The following is a 14,746-nucleotide window of genomic DNA, read 5'->3' as shown; positions in this document are numbered from 1 at the left end:
AACGAGGATTAGGTCTTTGGCAAGGCTGACAATACGCTTTTCAGCGTTTATAGAGCCATAGCGAAACGCCGCTTTCAGCGATGCGGCGGCAGGAAGGACTTTTCATGACCGGCATTACGCGTACCAGCGCCGATCTCGATCCGCGCCGCAAACGGATTCTTTTCCGCGCCTGGCATCGCGGTGTGCGCGAAATGGATCTGGTCTTCGGACAGTTCGCCGATAACGAGCTTGCTGATTTGGCGGAGACCGATCTCGACGAGCTCGAGACGATCATGAATGAGGAAGACACCGATCTGCTGAAATGGGTGCTGGGATCGCAGCCAGTCCCGGAGCGCTACCGCACGCCCTTGTTCGATCGGATCGTATCCTATCGTCCCGATTTCGATGTTCTGTTTGAGCACAAGGACAAAAACGCCTGATGATTGCCGGTTTCGATCCCAAGAAAGTCGCGCGCGCCACCCGCGAGCTGACCATCGGCCCCGTTCCTGCCGGCGTCGAGCCGCTGATCCTTGCCGAACTTGCCCGCGCCAACGGTCCCGTTGCCTATATTCTGTCGGATGGCCAGCGGATCGCCGATGTCGAGCAGATGCTGGGTTTTGCAGCACCCGATATTCCCGTCTTGACGCTGCCGGGCTGGGACTGTCTTCCCTATGACCGGGTGTCGCCCAGTGCCGATACCTCGGCCCGGCGCCTGGCGACGCTGAGCGGCCTGATCGCGCATTCCAAGAAGCCGCATCCGGCCATCGTGCTCGTGACCGTGAACGCAGCACTTCAGAAGATGGCGCCGCAGGATATTATCGAGAGCCTGGCGTTTTCGGCGAGGCCAGGCGCCAATATCCGCATGGACGATATCGCGGCCCGGCTTGGACGCAACGGCTTCGAACGCGTCGCCACCGTTCGCGAAGTCGGCGAATATGCGCTGCGCGGCGGTATCCTCGATGTCTTCGTGCCCGGAAGCGACGAGCCCGTCCGGCTGGATTTCTTCGGCGATACGCTGGAAAGCATCCGCTCGTTCGACCCTGCGAGCCAGCGCACCACCGGACAGGCCCGCTCGCTCGATCTCAACCCGATGAGCGAGGTGTCGCTGACACCCGAGACCATCAGCCATTTCCGCACCCAGTATCTGTCGATGTTCGGCGCGGCGACCCGTGACGACGCGCTCTATCTGGCCGTCTCCGAAGGCCGTCGCTATGCCGGCATGGAGCATTGGCTGCCGCTGTTCTACGACACGCTCGATACCGTCTTCGATTATCTCGCCGGTTTCCATATCGTCACCGATCATGTGGTTCGCGAGGCCGCCGCCGAGCGCTCCAAGCTGATCCAGGACTATTACGAGGCCCGCCAATCGTCGGTCTCCCCGGGCAAGTCGCAGATTTCGCAGGGCACGCCCTATAAGCCCGTACCGCCGGACATGCTCTATCTGAGCGCCGAAGCCTTCAACGCCGCGCTGGTGTCGCGCAATGCCGTGCGCCTGTCGCCGTTCAGTGAGCACGAGGGCGAAGCACGCCAGGTGATCACCGTCGATGCGCGGCTCGGCGTGCGCTGGGCAAAGAACGCGACAGAATCGACCAGCGACGCCGAGCGGGTCAACGTCTTCGACCAGGCCGTCAAATATATTGCCGACCGCCGGGCCAAAGGCGCGAAAGTGTTGATCTCCGCCTGGTCGGAAGGCTCGCTCGATCGTCTTTTGCAGGTCCTGGCCGAACATGGCCTTGCCAATATCAGGCCGGTCAAGGCGCTGTCCGAGCTGAACAGCCTGAAATCCGGCGAGGCGGCATCCGCCGTTCTGAGCCTTGAAAGCGGGTTTGAAACCGGCAATCTCGTGGTCATCGGCGAACAGGACATTCTCGGCGACCGCATGGTGCGCCGCTCGAAGCGCCGCAAGCGCGGTGCCGATTTCATCGCCGAAGTGGCCGGTCTCGACGAGGGCAGCATCGTCGTGCATGCCGAACACGGCATCGGCCGGTTCATCGGCCTGCGCACCATCGAGGCCGCCGGTGCCCCGCATGCCTGTCTTGAGCTGGTCTATGCCGATGAGGCAAAGCTGTTCCTGCCGGTGGAAAATATCGAGCTTCTCTCCCGCTATGGTTCGGAAGGCAGCGATGCCGTCCTCGACAAGCTCGGCGGCGTTGCCTGGCAGGCGCGCAAGGCGAAGCTCAAGAAGCGACTGCTCGACATGGCGGGCGGCCTGATCCGTATCGCTGCCGAGCGCCTGACGCGTCATGCGCCGGTTCTGACGACGCCGGAAGGGCTCTATGACGAATTTGCGGCGCGCTTCCCCTATGACGAGACCGAAGACCAGATGACGTCGATCGAGGCCGTTCGCGACGATCTCGGCGCCGGCCGCCCGATGGACCGGCTGGTCTGCGGCGATGTCGGTTTTGGCAAGACCGAAGTAGCGTTGCGCGCCGCCTTCATCGCCGCCATGAACGGCGTCCAGGTGGCCGTGGTGGTGCCGACGACGCTGCTGGCGCGCCAGCATTTCAAGTCGTTCACCGAGCGGTTTCGCGGGCTGCCGGTGCGCATCGCCCAGGCGTCGCGTCTGGTCGGCTCCAAGGAATTGGCGCTGACCAAGAAGGAAGTGGCCGAAGGCAAGACCGATATCGTCGTCGGCACGCATGCGCTGCTCGGCGCGTCCATCAATTTTGCCAATCTCGGCCTCTTGATCATCGACGAAGAGCAGCATTTTGGCGTCAAGCACAAGGAGCGGCTGAAGGAGCTGAAATCCGACGTGCATGTGTTGACGCTATCAGCGACCCCGATCCCGCGCACGCTGCAACTGGCGCTGACCGGCGTTCGCGAGCTGTCGCTGATCACGACCGCACCGGTCGATCGTATGGCCGTGCGCACCTTCATTTCGCCGTTCGACGCGTTGGTAATCCGCGAAACGCTGATGCGCGAGCATTATCGTGGCGGCCAGAGTTTTTACGTCTGCCCGCGTCTGGCCGACCTCTCGGAAATCCACGATTTCCTCAAATCCGACGTGCCGGAACTGAAAGTCGCCGTCGCCCACGGCCAGATGCCGGCGACCGAGCTCGAAGACATCATGAACGCCTTCTATGAGGGCCGTTACGATGTTCTGCTATCCACCACGATCGTCGAATCCGGCCTGGACGTGCCGACAGCCAACACGCTGATCGTGCACCGCGCCGACATGTTCGGCCTGGCGCAGCTCTATCAGCTGCGCGGCCGCGTCGGACGTTCCAAGGTGCGCGCCTTTGCGCTGTTCACGCTGCCGGTCAACCGGACGCTCACCGGCATGGCCGAGCGCCGCCTCAAGGTTCTGCAGTCGCTGGACACGCTGGGGGCCGGATTCCAGCTGGCAAGCCATGACCTCGATATCCGTGGCGCCGGCAACCTGCTCGGCGATGAACAGTCGGGCCATATCAAGGAGGTCGGTTTCGAGCTTTACCAGCAGATGCTGGAGGAGGCGGTAGCCGAACTCAAGGGCGACGAGGATATTGCCGATAGCGGCTGGTCGCCGCAGATTTCGGTGGGAACGCCTGTCATGATCCCCGACGAATACGTACCCGATCTGCATCTGCGCCTTGGCCTCTACCGCCGTCTGGGGGAGATCACCGAGCTCAGCGATATCGATGCCTTCGGCGCGGAACTGATCGACCGTTTCGGCCCGCTTCCGCTCGAAGTGCAGCATTTGCTGAAGATCGTCTATATCAAGTCGCTCTGCCGCACCGCCAATGTCGAAAAGCTCGATGCGGGGCCAAAGGGCGTCGTGGTGCAGTTCCGCAACCGCGAATTCCCCAATCCCGGCGCGCTGGTCGGCTTTATTGCCAAGCAGGGCATCATGGCCAAGATCCGCCCGGATCACAGTATCTTCTTCCAGCGCGATTTCCCAACGCCTGAAAAGCGGCTCGCGGGCGCCGCCGTGGTGATGACGCAGCTGGCCGGACTTGCGAAGAACTGAGAGCAAACGGAAAAGGCCGCGCAAACGATCGCGCGGCCTTTTTGATATCGTCAGTCATCCCCGGCTCAATTGATCTGCGACGTGTCTTTCATATTGGCGATATCACGCAGCGCTCCGGTCAGGACATCGACCGACTGCGCCCCCATGACGGCATATTTGCTATCGATGATGAAGCAGGGAACGCCGGTGACGCCCATGCCGCGGGCTGTCTCGATTTCGCCGGAAACCGCATCCTTGTCGGCATCGGAGGCCAGCAGCGCGGCAATGACATTGCGCTCGAGCCCGGCCTCTTCAGCGATCTCCAGCAGCACCGCGTAATCGCCGACATTGCGCCCCTGCTCGAAATTCGCCTTGAACAGCAGGGCTGCCACTTCGCTCTGGGCGTCCGCCCCTTCGGTCAGCGCCCATCGCAGCAGCCGGTGCGCATCCAGCGTGTTGGGACTGACTTCGACAGCATCGAAGTTGAAGCTGATGCCATCCTGTAGGCCGAGATCCGTCAGCATCTCATGGGCACGATCGACCGCCGCCTGGCCGCCAAGCTTGGCGGCAAGATGGGCTTTGTGATCGACGCCTTCCGGCGGCAGGTCAGGATTGAGCTGATAGGGCCGCCAGTTGACGGTCACGAGGATGTCACCGGCGACATTGGCGATGGCCTGATCGAGCCGCGCCTTGCCCAGATAGCACCAGGGGCAGACAACGTCGGAGACGACATCGATATTGACATGGTTCACGGCGCTTGCTCCTTGCGCTGGCAGTCGTTGATCAGCGACATAGGCGCGGCGATCTGCGCTTTCAATGCGTTACCAAAACTATACCGCCGCCATTTCAGCCCTATTGCACGCTTTGATCGAACCAGGCCGGCAACTGGTAGCCATAGAGCGGCACCACGTCTGGGCGGCCGATGCGCTTTTCATGCGCAACCCATTGCGAGCCGATATGGTAAAGCGGCACGAGATAGAAATTCGAGACCAGCAATCTGTCATGCGCCCGCACGGCGGCCGTGAAGTCCTCGACGCTGACGGCGCGCAGGATATGTCCGACCAGCGTATCGACGTCCTTGTCGGCAACCCCGGCAAAATTCGAGCTGCCCTGCTGGTCGCGCGATTGCGATCCCCAGTAGGAAATCTGCTCGATCCCCGGCGACAGCGAAGAGGGGAACGACTTCATGATGATATCGTAGTCGAAGGACTGGCTTCGCTGCTGGTACTGCGATTCATCCACCGTGCGCACGGACGCCGCAATGCCTAGTGCAGCAAGCGAGCGCTGATAGGTCAGCGCCAGTTTTTCCTGGCCGGCATTCTGGGTCATGATCTCGAAGGCGAGCGGCGCGCCGTTGGCATTGAGCATCCGGCCATCCTTGATGCTGTATCCCGCTTCGCGCAGCAGCGTCACGGCTTCGCGCAGTACGTTCCTGTCACGCCCCGACGCGTCCGTGACGGGCAACCGGTAGGTGCCATCGAGAACGGAAGGATTGATGCGGTTGCGGATATCGCCGAGCAGGGCCAGTTCGCGGTCGTCGGCGGCAACACCGAGATAGGACAGGCCCGAATTCTGCCAAAAACTCTGCGTGCGCGTATAGGCGCCGTCAAACAGGTTCTTGTTGGCCCATTCGAAATCGAAGACCAGCGCCAGGCCCTGGCGCAATTTCGGGTTCTCAAACATCGGCCGGCGGGTGTTGAAGACGAAGCCGAGCATGCCGGACGGCGTCTTCGGCGTGAACGTCTCCTTGATCACCTTGCCGGACTTCACCGCCGGAAAATCGTAGCCGCGCGACCATTTCGTGGCGCTGCCTTCCGGATAGACATCGATCTCGCCTTTCTTGAAGGCCTCGAACAGAGAGTTTTCCTGCAGGAAATATTCAACGGAAATCTGGTCGTAATTGTCCAGTCCGACCTTGACCGGCAGGTCTTTCGCCCAATAATCGGGATTGCGCTTGTAGACGATCCGCTCGCCGGGCTTGACCTCCGCGACGCGATAGGGGCCAGAGCCGAGGGGGAATTTCAGCGAGGTCTGGTCGAATGTCGCCATATCGGTCGCGTGTTTCGGCAGGATGGGGGTCATGGCGATCAGCAGCGGAAATTCACGGTCGGCTTGATCGTTGAAGGTGAAGCGGACGCTGCGCTCGCCCACCTTCTCGATCTTGTCGACCTTGGCGAGACGCGTGCTGAACGGCACGCGGCCCTTGTCGCGAAACAGCTCGAACGTGAAGATGACGTCTTCCGGCGTCACCGGCTGGTCATCGGCCCATTTCGCCTTCGGATTGAGATTGAACTGGATGAAGGTGCGGTCGTCGTCCCATTCGACAGTTTCGGCCAAAAGCCCATAGAGCGAAAAGGCTTCGTCGCGCGAGCGCTGCATCAGCGAATCATAGACGAGATTGCCATATTCCGGATCGAGCATGCCACGCGCCGTGGTGCGCATGCTTTTCAGGATGAATGGATTGAGACTGTCGAAGGTCCCGACCACACCATAGGACACGTGGCCGCCCTTCTTGACGTCTGGCTTAACGTAAGGGAAGCTCTTGAAATCGGCGGGCAGGGCGGGTTCGCCATGCATGGCGATGCCGTGAACCGGCTCCGCCTGCGCAGTGACACCGGTGCCAAGCGTTGCCAGCACCGAAAACAAACCCAAGAAAAATGCGCGCAAAGCCCGCCTCCTGCTATCGTCATCTCGTGAATCACGGCAAATTAACACGTTGACCAGCATTTCCAACCAACCGATCCTTTAAAAGCCGATGCGGGCCATAGAACGCAACGCAAAAGAATGATGGGGGGCTGGATATCCGGCGCGGCTCACTGTAACAGGTGTTCCCGGAGACGAGGGTCATGCAATTGCCTCATTTGCCCAACAGGAGAGCGGGCAGCTGACCATTGATCACGAGCGTCTTTAAGACTGCTCAGGCACCGGAATTCAGGAGACGGGTATCATTATGATCTTCAAGTCGAACTTCACCAAAAAGGCTGCTTTGTCGGCATTCGCCGGCGCATTTGCTGTTGCTGCGATGCCGGCCGCGTCTTTTGCGCAGCAGGCTTCCGGCGCCGGCCGCCCGCCGCAGGGCTGGTTCAAGGTCTGCACCAAGCAGGAAGACAACGATGTCTGCATCGTGCAGAACCTGTTGACGGCCAGCAACGGTCAGCTGGTCACCGCCGTTGGCCTGATCAGCGTCCAGGGCAAGGTCAACCGCAAGGTTCTGCAGGTTTCGGTTCCCTCCGCGCGCCTCATCCCGGCGGGTATCCAGATGCAGATCGATGGCGGCAAGGGCACCAAGCTCGATTACGCCATCTGCATGCCGGATAAGTGCGTTGCCGAAGCGCCGCTCAGCGATGCAGTCCTGGCCAGCCTGAAGAAGGGCGGCGAGGTCGTGTTCACGTCGGTCAACTTCCAGCGCGCGCCGAACCCGATCAAGATTTCGCTCGGCGGCTTCACCGGCGTGTTTGACGGCGAGCCGATCGAACAGTCCAAGCTCGAAGAGCGCCAGCGCCTGCTGCAGGAAGAAATGCAGAAGAAGGCTGAAGACGCCCGCAAGAAGCTTGAAGACGCCCAGAAGGCTGCAACGGCGAACTGATCGCCGGCTTGATTTACCAAAAAAGCCGCCGCGACAATCTCGCGGCGGCTTTTTTGATTTTAAACACACTGTCTGAAATGCTTGTTCCTAGTGCTGGACAACCGCTTTCGGCTTGTACTGACCGACAGTTTCCGGATCGAAAAATGCGTTCACTTGGGAATGGCGCACCGGCATGCCGCTCTCGTCCGAAATCAGGTTTTGCTCGGAGACATAAGCGACATATTCGGTCTCTTCGTTCTCGGCAAGCAGATGGTAAAACGGCTGGTCCCTGGTCGGGCGGACTTCAGCGGGAATTGAATTCCACCATTCCTCGGTATTGGCATATTCCGGATCGACATCAAAAATAACGCCGCGGAATGGAAACACGCGATGGCGAACAACCTGTCCAATCTGAAATTTTGCGTCTCTTTGTTTCATCATGTTAGGTTCCTTTCACCATAGTATGTGGGGGGTTTTCCTCAAACATCAAGTGTGAAACGCGGTGCGCTCGCCCGTGCGTTCGGCCGCAGCAACACGAGGGCGCGTTGCGATGCACCGTTGCTTGCCTCTCCGGGAAAATCATCGTACCTCAGATGTGAAGAGTTCTTGGATGACGGGTATTGCATGAGCAATCAGTGGGGTAGGGACAATCAGGTAACGCGCGGCCGTTCCTCGTCCGGCCTGCTGCTGCCTATTGTCCTATGTCTGGCGCTGATTGGGGCAGGCGGATATTTCTGGTTTGCCAGGCAGACGATGCAGACAGATATCGCCGCGCTGACGGCGCAAACGGCGTCGCTGCAAACCGAACTGGATCAGGCCAAGGCCGAAAGAGACAGGGCCAGCAGCGATCTCCTGAATGTCAAAAAGAATTCCGGCACCTGGGCAGAGCAACTGGAAAAGGACTATGCCGAGCTGAAGCTGAATGAGGTTCCAAAGCTCACCCGGCTTCTGGACAAGCGCGATGCCGACATCGCAGCGCTCGAAAAACAGATTTCGACTGAAAAATCCGCTGCGACATCGGCCTCCGATGATTTCAAGGCAGAGATCGCTGGTTTGACGGCCCAGCTTGATACAGCAAAGACCGGGTCCACCGGACTTCGAGCACAGATTGAGGGGCTTGGCGCTGAAAAGCTTGCCCTCGACGCTCAAATCACAACGCTGAATGCCGCCCTTGAAAAAGCAAAGGCCGATATGGTCACGGCACAAAAAGCGCTGGCGCAAACGGCAACAGATGCCGGCAACACGTCCAACGCTAAATCGGCGCTCGATCTGGCGCGTGACGCGCAGATCAAAACTTTGGAGCAAAGCCTAAGCGGCGAACGCCAGACAGTCGCGACATTGCGAAAGCAGCTTGGCGACCAGGCGGAAGCCGCTGCCAGGATGGCAGCCGAAACGCCGGCGAGTACCCAGCCTGCAATCGATGCCGGTCCGCCGGTCGAGGGTGAGCGCTTCGTGCCGCGTGACCGTCAGGTGGTGGACACGATCATCGGCACGACACGCGGCGTCGGTTTTCTGGATGATGAGAAGAAACAGCGGCTGAAAGACCAGCTTGTGTCCGGCGCCTGCGTCACCGACGCGCTTGAAAGTGTTTTTGATCGAGTACCCCTGGTCCTGATGCGCAATCTGATGCGCGACTTCAAGAGTGATTGCTGACAACCGGTCTCTGCCAACATGGCGGATGCCTTACGGGAGATACATGATGTTGCGACAGGCTTTTATCGCCGTGACGATGCTGACGGCGTTTGCGACCAGTCCTGTATCGGCGGCCGAGTTCGAAAAGAACATCATGACCGGCGGGCCACAGGGCACCTATATCCAGATCGGCCGCGATGTCGCAACACTGGGCAAGACCTGCGGCCTGACGCTGAACGTCAAGGAATCCGCCGGATCGCTTGAAAATTTCGTTGGCGTCCGCAATAGCCGGAACACCCAGTTCGGCATCGTCCAGAGCGATGTGCTCGAATATTTGAAGACATTCGAGGCCGATGATCCGGAAGTGCAGCAGGCGGTGCGCGGCGTGCGCATCATGTTTCCGCTCTATAACGAGGAAATCCATGTTCTGGCCCGCGCCGAAATCAAGGATATGGGCGATCTCTCCGGAAAGAAGGTCGCCGTCGGCGTCAAGGACAGCGGCACCTTCCTGACCTCCTCGCTGGTCCTCGATATCCTGCAGGTGAAGACCGGCGAGCGGCTGCCTCTCAATCCAGATGCCGCTTTACCGAAGCTTCTTTCCGGCGAGATCGATGCCTTTTTCTATGTGGCGGGCGCTCCGGCGGCTCTGTTCAAGAACAATCCGATCGACGGCACTAAATTCCATCTCGTGCCGATCACCGAAGCGCCGCTTCTGGCCACCTATACGCCGTCGCGGATTGAAGCGGGAGCCTATGAATTCCAGAAGCAGCCGGTCGATCTGATCGCGGTCAAGGCTGTGATGATGACCTATGACTATGACGTCAAGCGCAATGCCTACCAGCGCGACAGCTGCAAGGCGGTCTCGGATTTTTCCAATCTCATCCTCAACAATCTCGACACGCTGCAGGCGACCGGCCATCCGAAATGGAAGGATGTCGATCTGACGGCCCTGCCACCCGGCTGGCAGGTCGGCGTCTGCGTCAAGGCCGGCATGGCGCTCGATTACAAGCCGGCCTGCACAGCGCCCGCATCTGCAAGCACGCAACCGGACGCAAACGAGGAATATCTCAATCTGCTGAAAGAACGGCTGAAAAAGAAATAGGCTGAACGATACACCTCAAACAAAAGGCCGGCTTTCGCGAAAAAGCCGGCCTTTTGTTTGAGACGGACCCGCTGGTAGCGGGTCCGCAAGCGGCTGTTAGGCCGAGTAGTACATGTCGAATTCGACCGGGTGCGGGGTCATTTCATACCGCATGACCTCGACCATCTTCAGCTCGATATAGGAATCGATCTGGTCGTCGTCGAACACGCCACCGGCGGTCAGGAACTTGCGATCCCTGTCGAGGTTCTCCAGCGCTTCGCGCAGCGAACCGCAGACGGTCGGGATCTTCTTCAGTTCCTTCGGCGGCAGGTCGTAGAGATCCTTGTCCATGGCCTTGCCGGGATGGATCTTGTTCTTGATGCCATCGAGACCGGCCATCAGCATGGCGGCAAAGGCGAGATAGGGGTTGGCCAGCGGATCGGGGAAGCGGACTTCGACGCGCTTGGACTTCGGACCGGTTCCGAACGGAATACGGCAGGAGGCCGAGCGGTTGCGGGCGGAATAGGCCAGAAGAACCGGCGCTTCGTAACCCGGGACGAGACGCTTGTAGGAGTTCGTCGTCGGATTGGAAAACGCGTTGATCGACTTGGCATGCTTGATGATGCCGCCGATGAAGAACAGGCAGCTTTCCGACAGGCCGGCATATTCGTCGCCTGCGAAGGTCGGCTTGGAGTCCTTCCAGATCGACAGGTGGACGTGCATGCCCGAGCCGTTATCGCCGAAAATCGGCTTCGGCATGAAGGTCGCCGTCTTGCCATAGGCGTTGGCGACCTGGTGCACGACATATTTGTAGATCTGCACCTTGTCGGCATTGCGCACCAGGGTGTCGAACCGGACACCCAGTTCGTGCTGGGCTGCGGCGACTTCATGGTGCTGCTTTTCGACGGTGACGCCCATTTCGGTCAGAACCGTCAGCATTTCGGAGCGCATGTCCTGGCAGCTGTCGATCGGCGGAACCGGGAAATAGCCGCCCTTGACGCGCGGACGGTGACCGAGGTTGCCGGTCTCATAATCGGTGTCGTCATTGGAGGGCAGTTCGGAGGAATCGAGCTTGAAGCCGGTATTGTAGGGATCGGCCTTGTACTTGACGTCGTCGAACACGAAGAATTCCGGCTCCGGGCCAACGAAAACCGTGTCGCCGATGCCCGACGCCTTGAGATAGGCCTCGGCCTTCTTGGCGATGCCGCGTGGATCGCGGTTATAGGCTTCGCCCGAGACCGGGTCGAGAATATCGCAGACGATCACCATCGTGGACTGCGCAAAGAAAGGATCCATGTGCACGGTGGCCGGATCGGGCATCAGAACCATGTCGGATTCGTTGATAGCCTTCCAGCCGCCGATCGACGAGCCGTCGAACATGACGCCATCGGCGAACATGTCTTCGTCGACACAGCCAACGTCCATCGTCAGGTGATGCAGCTTGCCCTTGGGGTCGGTGAAGCGCAGATCAACGAACTTGACGTCGTTATCCTTGATTTGCTTGAGGATATCATTTGCAGTCGTCATTTTTTATCAGTCCCTCTTTTGAGATGACGAGGTAGTGCCCGAACCCTGTGGTCAGGCGGATTAGATGGCGTCAATGCCGGTCTCACCGGTACGGATGCGGATAACCTCCTCGATATTGGAAACGAAGATCTTTCCGTCGCCAATACGCCCGGTCTGGGCGGCATTCCGAATGGCCTCGATCACGGCCTCCGCATTTTCGTCAGCCAGTACGACTTCGACTTTCACCTTCGGGAGAAAATCAACAACGTATTCCGCCCCACGATACAGTTCCGTGTGGCCCTTCTGGCGTCCAAAGCCCTTGGCTTCGGTGACGGTGATCCCCTGCAGGCCAACTTCCTGAAGGGCTTCCTTCACTTCGTCCAGCTTGAAAGGCTTTATGATCGCTTCGATCTTTTTCATGAGAAAATGTCTCTCCGCTTCTCCCGTTATGGCAGGCTTATGCCCGCTCGCCCTCAATATGCATTTTACATGCCAGATATGGCAAATGCGATGCCGTTTTGGGTGAAAACACCCGCAGCTGCGATGATCATATCGCTTTCTGCGGAATAAACAGCGTCATTTGCCTATTTTTTATGAATTTTTCTGCCAGGCTGCGGTTTGTCCTCAGCGCAGGTTAGTCGTTGCCGCCGTAGGTGCCGCAAGTCAGCATAAATTCTATGCAAATGCCTAAAAAGAATACAAAATAAGCTGATGTTTTAAGCTTGCCGGCTCTGCTGCATGCGGGCATTTTGAGGCATGCACCAAACCATCATCACCCCCGTCGAAATGTCCGCGATCGACCGCGAGGCCGCGCAATCGGGCATAGACAGTTTTTCGCTGATGACATCGGCGGGGATGGCCGTGTCGGCGGCAGCGCTCAGGCTTCATCCACAGGCGTTGCGGTTTGCCGTGTTGTGCGGACCCGGCAACAATGGCGGCGACGGCTATATCGCGGCGGCCGCCCTGCTTGGAAGCGGTGCGGAGGTCGCGGTTCATGCCCTCGGGGACAGCGCGCATCTTAAGGGCGACGCCGCCCTTGCATATGCGCAATGGGGCCGCAGCGCCGGGCCGCTTCAGGCTTACCGGCCAAAAGCCGGGGATGTCGTCATCGATGCCCTGTTTGGCGCCGGCCTGTCGCGTGCCGTTCCCGGCGATGTTGCGCTGGTGATGCAGGCTGTCACGCAGGCGCTGCTTCCCGTGATCGCCGTTGATCTGCCCTCCGGGCTTGACGGGCGCACCGGCCAGGTTCTGGGCGAGAGTTTTCGCGCCAGTCACACCGTAACCTTCATGGCGCGAAAGCCCGGCCATCTGCTGATGCCCGGCCGCAGCCTCTGCGGCCGAATGGAGGTCTGCGATATCGGCATACCCCAGCGTATTCTGCTCAGCCATGCGAGCGGGCTTTGCGAAAACGGGCCGCATCTCTGGGCGGCAGTGACGCAGACGCTTGATCCCTCCGCCCATAAATACAAGCGCGGTCATCTCGCCATCTTCTCGGGCGGCCCGCTCTCGACGGGTGCTGCACGGCTTTCAGCGATGGCGGGGCTGAAAGCCGGGGCCGGGCTGGTAACGCTTGCCTCCACATCCGCAGCACTGGATACCAACGCAGCCCATTTGACGGCCATCATGCTGAAAGAGATCGAGGATGCCGCAGATCTCTCGCACTGGATTGCCGATAAGCGGATCAATACCTTCGTGCTCGGGCCTGGGTTTGGCGATCTGGAAAAAGCGCGGCGTTACGCCCTGATGCTGTGCGAGCGGTCGCTTGTGCTCGATGCCGACGGGATCACCGCTTTCAAGGATGATCCGGCGCTGCTTTTCAACGCATTTGCAGGAGGCGGCACCCGGCTGGTCATAACCCCGCACGAGGGCGAGTTTGCGAGACTGTTTGCGGATATTGCTGCTGATCCCGCCCTGTCAAAAGTCGATCGCGCTGTTATGGCTGCCAAGCGCAGTCATGCCGTCATCGTCTACAAGGGGGCGGATACGGTGATCGCATCGCCCGACGGCCGTGCCGCGATCAATACCAATGCGCCGCCTTGGCTGGCGACCGCCGGATCGGGCGATACGCTCTCCGGTATCATCGGCGCACATCTTGCCCAGGGCATGCCGGCCTTCGAGGCAGCCGCTTCGGGCGTCTGGCGTCACGGCCGGGCGGGGATGAAGGCCGGCGAAGGATTGACCGCAGACGATCTTGCCGCCGCGATAGAACCGCTCCCGACCGCCGGCGCTTGATCAGTCCACCCGTTGCTGCAGTGCGCGTGCGCCGTTCGGCGCATTGACCTTGCCCTCGGAGATGAAAAACGCAAAGACGTCGCGCGGCTTCTTGTCCGGCTTGTGACCGGGATCGGCATGGGCGAGGTCAGCGATATCGCCGCCCGCCGCCCAGATTTTCACCCGGTCTGCCCAGAGATCCAGGCGCTTGTCATCGTAACAGGTCTCGACATCATCGCTGCCGGTCTGAAGCCGCGTATAGACAAAATCGCCGGTGACATCGGCAATCATCGGATAGTCGAAATGATCGGCGCAGACGACCGCCACCTTGTGCTTGGCAAGCAGGGCGGTGAATTCCGGCGTGCGGAAGGAATCATGCCTGACCTCGACCACATGACGCAACGTCAGGCCATCCTGCTTTTCTGGCAGGAGCGCCAGAAACGCCCCGAAATCATCGGCATCGAACTTCTTGGTCGGCATGAACTGCCAGAGAATGGGGCCAAGATGGCTCCCCAGCTCCGTCAGTCCTTGGCTCAAGAATTTTCCAATCGATTCACCGGCTTCCGCCAGAACCTTCTTGTTGGTGGTAAAGCGGCTGGCCTTCAGCGAGAAGATAAAATCCTCAGGCACTTCCGACGCCCATTTGGCGAAAGTCTCCGGCTTTTGCGAGCCGTAATAGGTGCCGTTGACCTCGATCGCCTTCAATTGGCTGCTGGCATATTCCAGCTGCCGCTTCTTGGCCAGCGTCTCGGGATAGAACGTCCCCTCCCACGGATCGAAGGTCCAGCCGCCAATGCCGCAACGGATCGTGCCTGATTTCGTCATGTGCAACTCCCTCCCGCTCTTA

The 14,746-nt window shown here is 59.7% G+C and carries 12 protein-coding genes; 6 read left to right on the top strand and 6 right to left on the bottom strand.

Translation table 11 applies throughout. From position 1 onward, the window contains the following. Window positions 1-104: 104 nt before the first annotated feature. Together ASD32_RS26675 and mfd are read left to right on the top strand one after the other, a co-directional pair. Complete coding sequence (locus ASD32_RS26675; protein ID WP_060641158.1) at window positions 105-419, top strand: succinate dehydrogenase assembly factor 2; 315 nt, start codon at window positions 105-107, stop codon at window positions 417-419. Then, on the top strand, window positions 419-3,925 hold the full coding sequence (mfd, locus tag ASD32_RS26670; RefSeq protein ID WP_060641066.1) for a transcription-repair coupling factor: 3,507 nt from the start codon (window positions 419-421) through the stop codon (window positions 3,923-3,925). Before ASD32_RS26675 ends, mfd begins: the two co-directional genes overlap by 1 nt. Before the next feature lie 65 nt (window positions 3,926-3,990). Here the strand turns inward: mfd and ASD32_RS26665 are convergent, their stop codons facing one another. After that, entirely contained in the window at window positions 3,991-4,656 is a 666-nt protein-coding gene (locus tag ASD32_RS26665; RefSeq protein ID WP_060641065.1) for a DsbA family oxidoreductase, read from the bottom strand. Between the two features lie 100 nt (window positions 4,657-4,756). Continuing rightward, a complete protein-coding gene (locus ASD32_RS26660) occupies window positions 4,757-6,550 on the bottom strand; it encodes an extracellular solute-binding protein (protein ID WP_244490295.1) in 1,794 nt (597 codons plus the stop codon). A gap of 304 nt (window positions 6,551-6,854) precedes the next feature. Between ASD32_RS26660 and ASD32_RS26655 the strand changes: the two genes are divergently transcribed. Beyond that, window positions 6,855-7,490, top strand: coding sequence for an invasion associated locus B family protein (locus tag ASD32_RS26655; protein ID WP_060641064.1), 636 nt, complete (start codon window positions 6,855-6,857; stop codon window positions 7,488-7,490). 87 nt (window positions 7,491-7,577) lie between these two features. Here the strand turns inward: ASD32_RS26655 and hspQ are convergent, their stop codons facing one another. Then, window positions 7,578-7,907, bottom strand: a complete 330-nt coding sequence (hspQ, locus tag ASD32_RS26650; protein WP_060641156.1) for a heat shock protein HspQ — start codon at window positions 7,905-7,907, stop codon at window positions 7,578-7,580. Window positions 7,908-8,093: 186 nt separating this feature from the next. Between hspQ and ASD32_RS26645 the strand changes: the two genes are divergently transcribed. Together ASD32_RS26645 and ASD32_RS26640 are read left to right on the top strand one after the other, a co-directional pair. After that, window positions 8,094-9,122 carry a hypothetical protein gene (locus ASD32_RS26645; RefSeq protein WP_060641063.1) on the top strand — a complete coding sequence of 343 codons (1,029 nt, stop codon included), beginning with the start codon at window positions 8,094-8,096 and terminating at the stop codon, window positions 9,120-9,122. Window positions 9,123-9,165: 43 nt separating this feature from the next. Beyond that, on the top strand, window positions 9,166-10,203 hold the full coding sequence (locus ASD32_RS26640) for a TAXI family TRAP transporter solute-binding subunit (protein WP_156383384.1): 1,038 nt from the start codon (window positions 9,166-9,168) through the stop codon (window positions 10,201-10,203). A gap of 96 nt (window positions 10,204-10,299) precedes the next feature. Here the strand turns inward: ASD32_RS26640 and glnA are convergent, their stop codons facing one another. Together glnA and ASD32_RS26630 are read right to left on the bottom strand one after the other, a co-directional pair. Next, the gene (glnA, locus tag ASD32_RS26635; protein WP_060641061.1) at window positions 10,300-11,709 is read right to left on the bottom strand and encodes a type I glutamate--ammonia ligase; all 1,410 of its coding nucleotides are present in this window, start codon (window positions 11,707-11,709) and stop codon (window positions 10,300-10,302) included. Window positions 11,710-11,769: 60 nt separating this feature from the next. Continuing rightward, window positions 11,770-12,108, bottom strand: coding sequence for a P-II family nitrogen regulator (locus ASD32_RS26630; RefSeq protein ID WP_018324798.1), 339 nt, complete (start codon window positions 12,106-12,108; stop codon window positions 11,770-11,772). A gap of 336 nt (window positions 12,109-12,444) precedes the next feature. Between ASD32_RS26630 and ASD32_RS26625 the strand changes: the two genes are divergently transcribed. Continuing rightward, the gene (locus ASD32_RS26625) at window positions 12,445-13,920 is read left to right on the top strand and encodes a bifunctional ADP-dependent NAD(P)H-hydrate dehydratase/NAD(P)H-hydrate epimerase (protein ID WP_060641060.1); all 1,476 of its coding nucleotides are present in this window, start codon (window positions 12,445-12,447) and stop codon (window positions 13,918-13,920) included. Here ASD32_RS26625 and ASD32_RS26620 read toward each other — a convergent pair whose 3' ends face one another. Further along, window positions 13,921-14,724: a DUF72 domain-containing protein gene (locus tag ASD32_RS26620; RefSeq protein WP_060641059.1), complete on the bottom strand. Its 804-nt coding sequence runs from the start codon at window positions 14,722-14,724 to the stop codon at window positions 13,921-13,923. Between the last annotated feature and the right edge of the window lie 22 nt (window positions 14,725-14,746).

Origin of the sequence: Rhizobium sp. Root483D2, assembly GCF_001426685.1 — a bacterium.
GTDB lineage: Bacteria > Pseudomonadota > Alphaproteobacteria > Rhizobiales > Rhizobiaceae > Pararhizobium > Pararhizobium qamdonense.
Note: the sequence above shows the minus strand (reverse complement) of the source record. Positions and strands in the feature narration are given on the sequence as shown.

What these genes read in the sequence shown, in the direction of transcription:
- ASD32_RS26675 (WP_060641158.1), top strand. Translation starts at nt 105, where the DNA reads ATGACCGGCATTACGCGTACCAGCGCCGATCTCGATCCGCGCCGCAAA.
- ASD32_RS26625 (WP_060641060.1), top strand. Translation starts at nt 12,445, where the DNA reads ATGCACCAAACCATCATCACCCCCGTCGAAATGTCCGCGATCGACCGC.
- ASD32_RS26620 (WP_060641059.1), bottom strand. Translation starts at nt 14,724, where the DNA reads ATGACGAAATCAGGCACGATCCGTTGCGGCATTGGCGGCTGGACCTTC.
- ASD32_RS26645 (WP_060641063.1), top strand. Translation starts at nt 8,094, where the DNA reads ATGAGCAATCAGTGGGGTAGGGACAATCAGGTAACGCGCGGCCGTTCC.
- glnA (WP_060641061.1), bottom strand. Translation starts at nt 11,709, where the DNA reads ATGACGACTGCAAATGATATCCTCAAGCAAATCAAGGATAACGACGTC.
- ASD32_RS26640 (WP_156383384.1), top strand. Translation starts at nt 9,166, where the DNA reads ATGATGTTGCGACAGGCTTTTATCGCCGTGACGATGCTGACGGCGTTT.
- hspQ (WP_060641156.1), bottom strand. Translation starts at nt 7,907, where the DNA reads ATGAAACAAAGAGACGCAAAATTTCAGATTGGACAGGTTGTTCGCCAT.
- ASD32_RS26655 (WP_060641064.1), top strand. Translation starts at nt 6,855, where the DNA reads ATGATCTTCAAGTCGAACTTCACCAAAAAGGCTGCTTTGTCGGCATTC.
- mfd (WP_060641066.1), top strand. Translation starts at nt 419, where the DNA reads ATGATTGCCGGTTTCGATCCCAAGAAAGTCGCGCGCGCCACCCGCGAG.
- ASD32_RS26630 (WP_018324798.1), bottom strand. Translation starts at nt 12,108, where the DNA reads ATGAAAAAGATCGAAGCGATCATAAAGCCTTTCAAGCTGGACGAAGTG.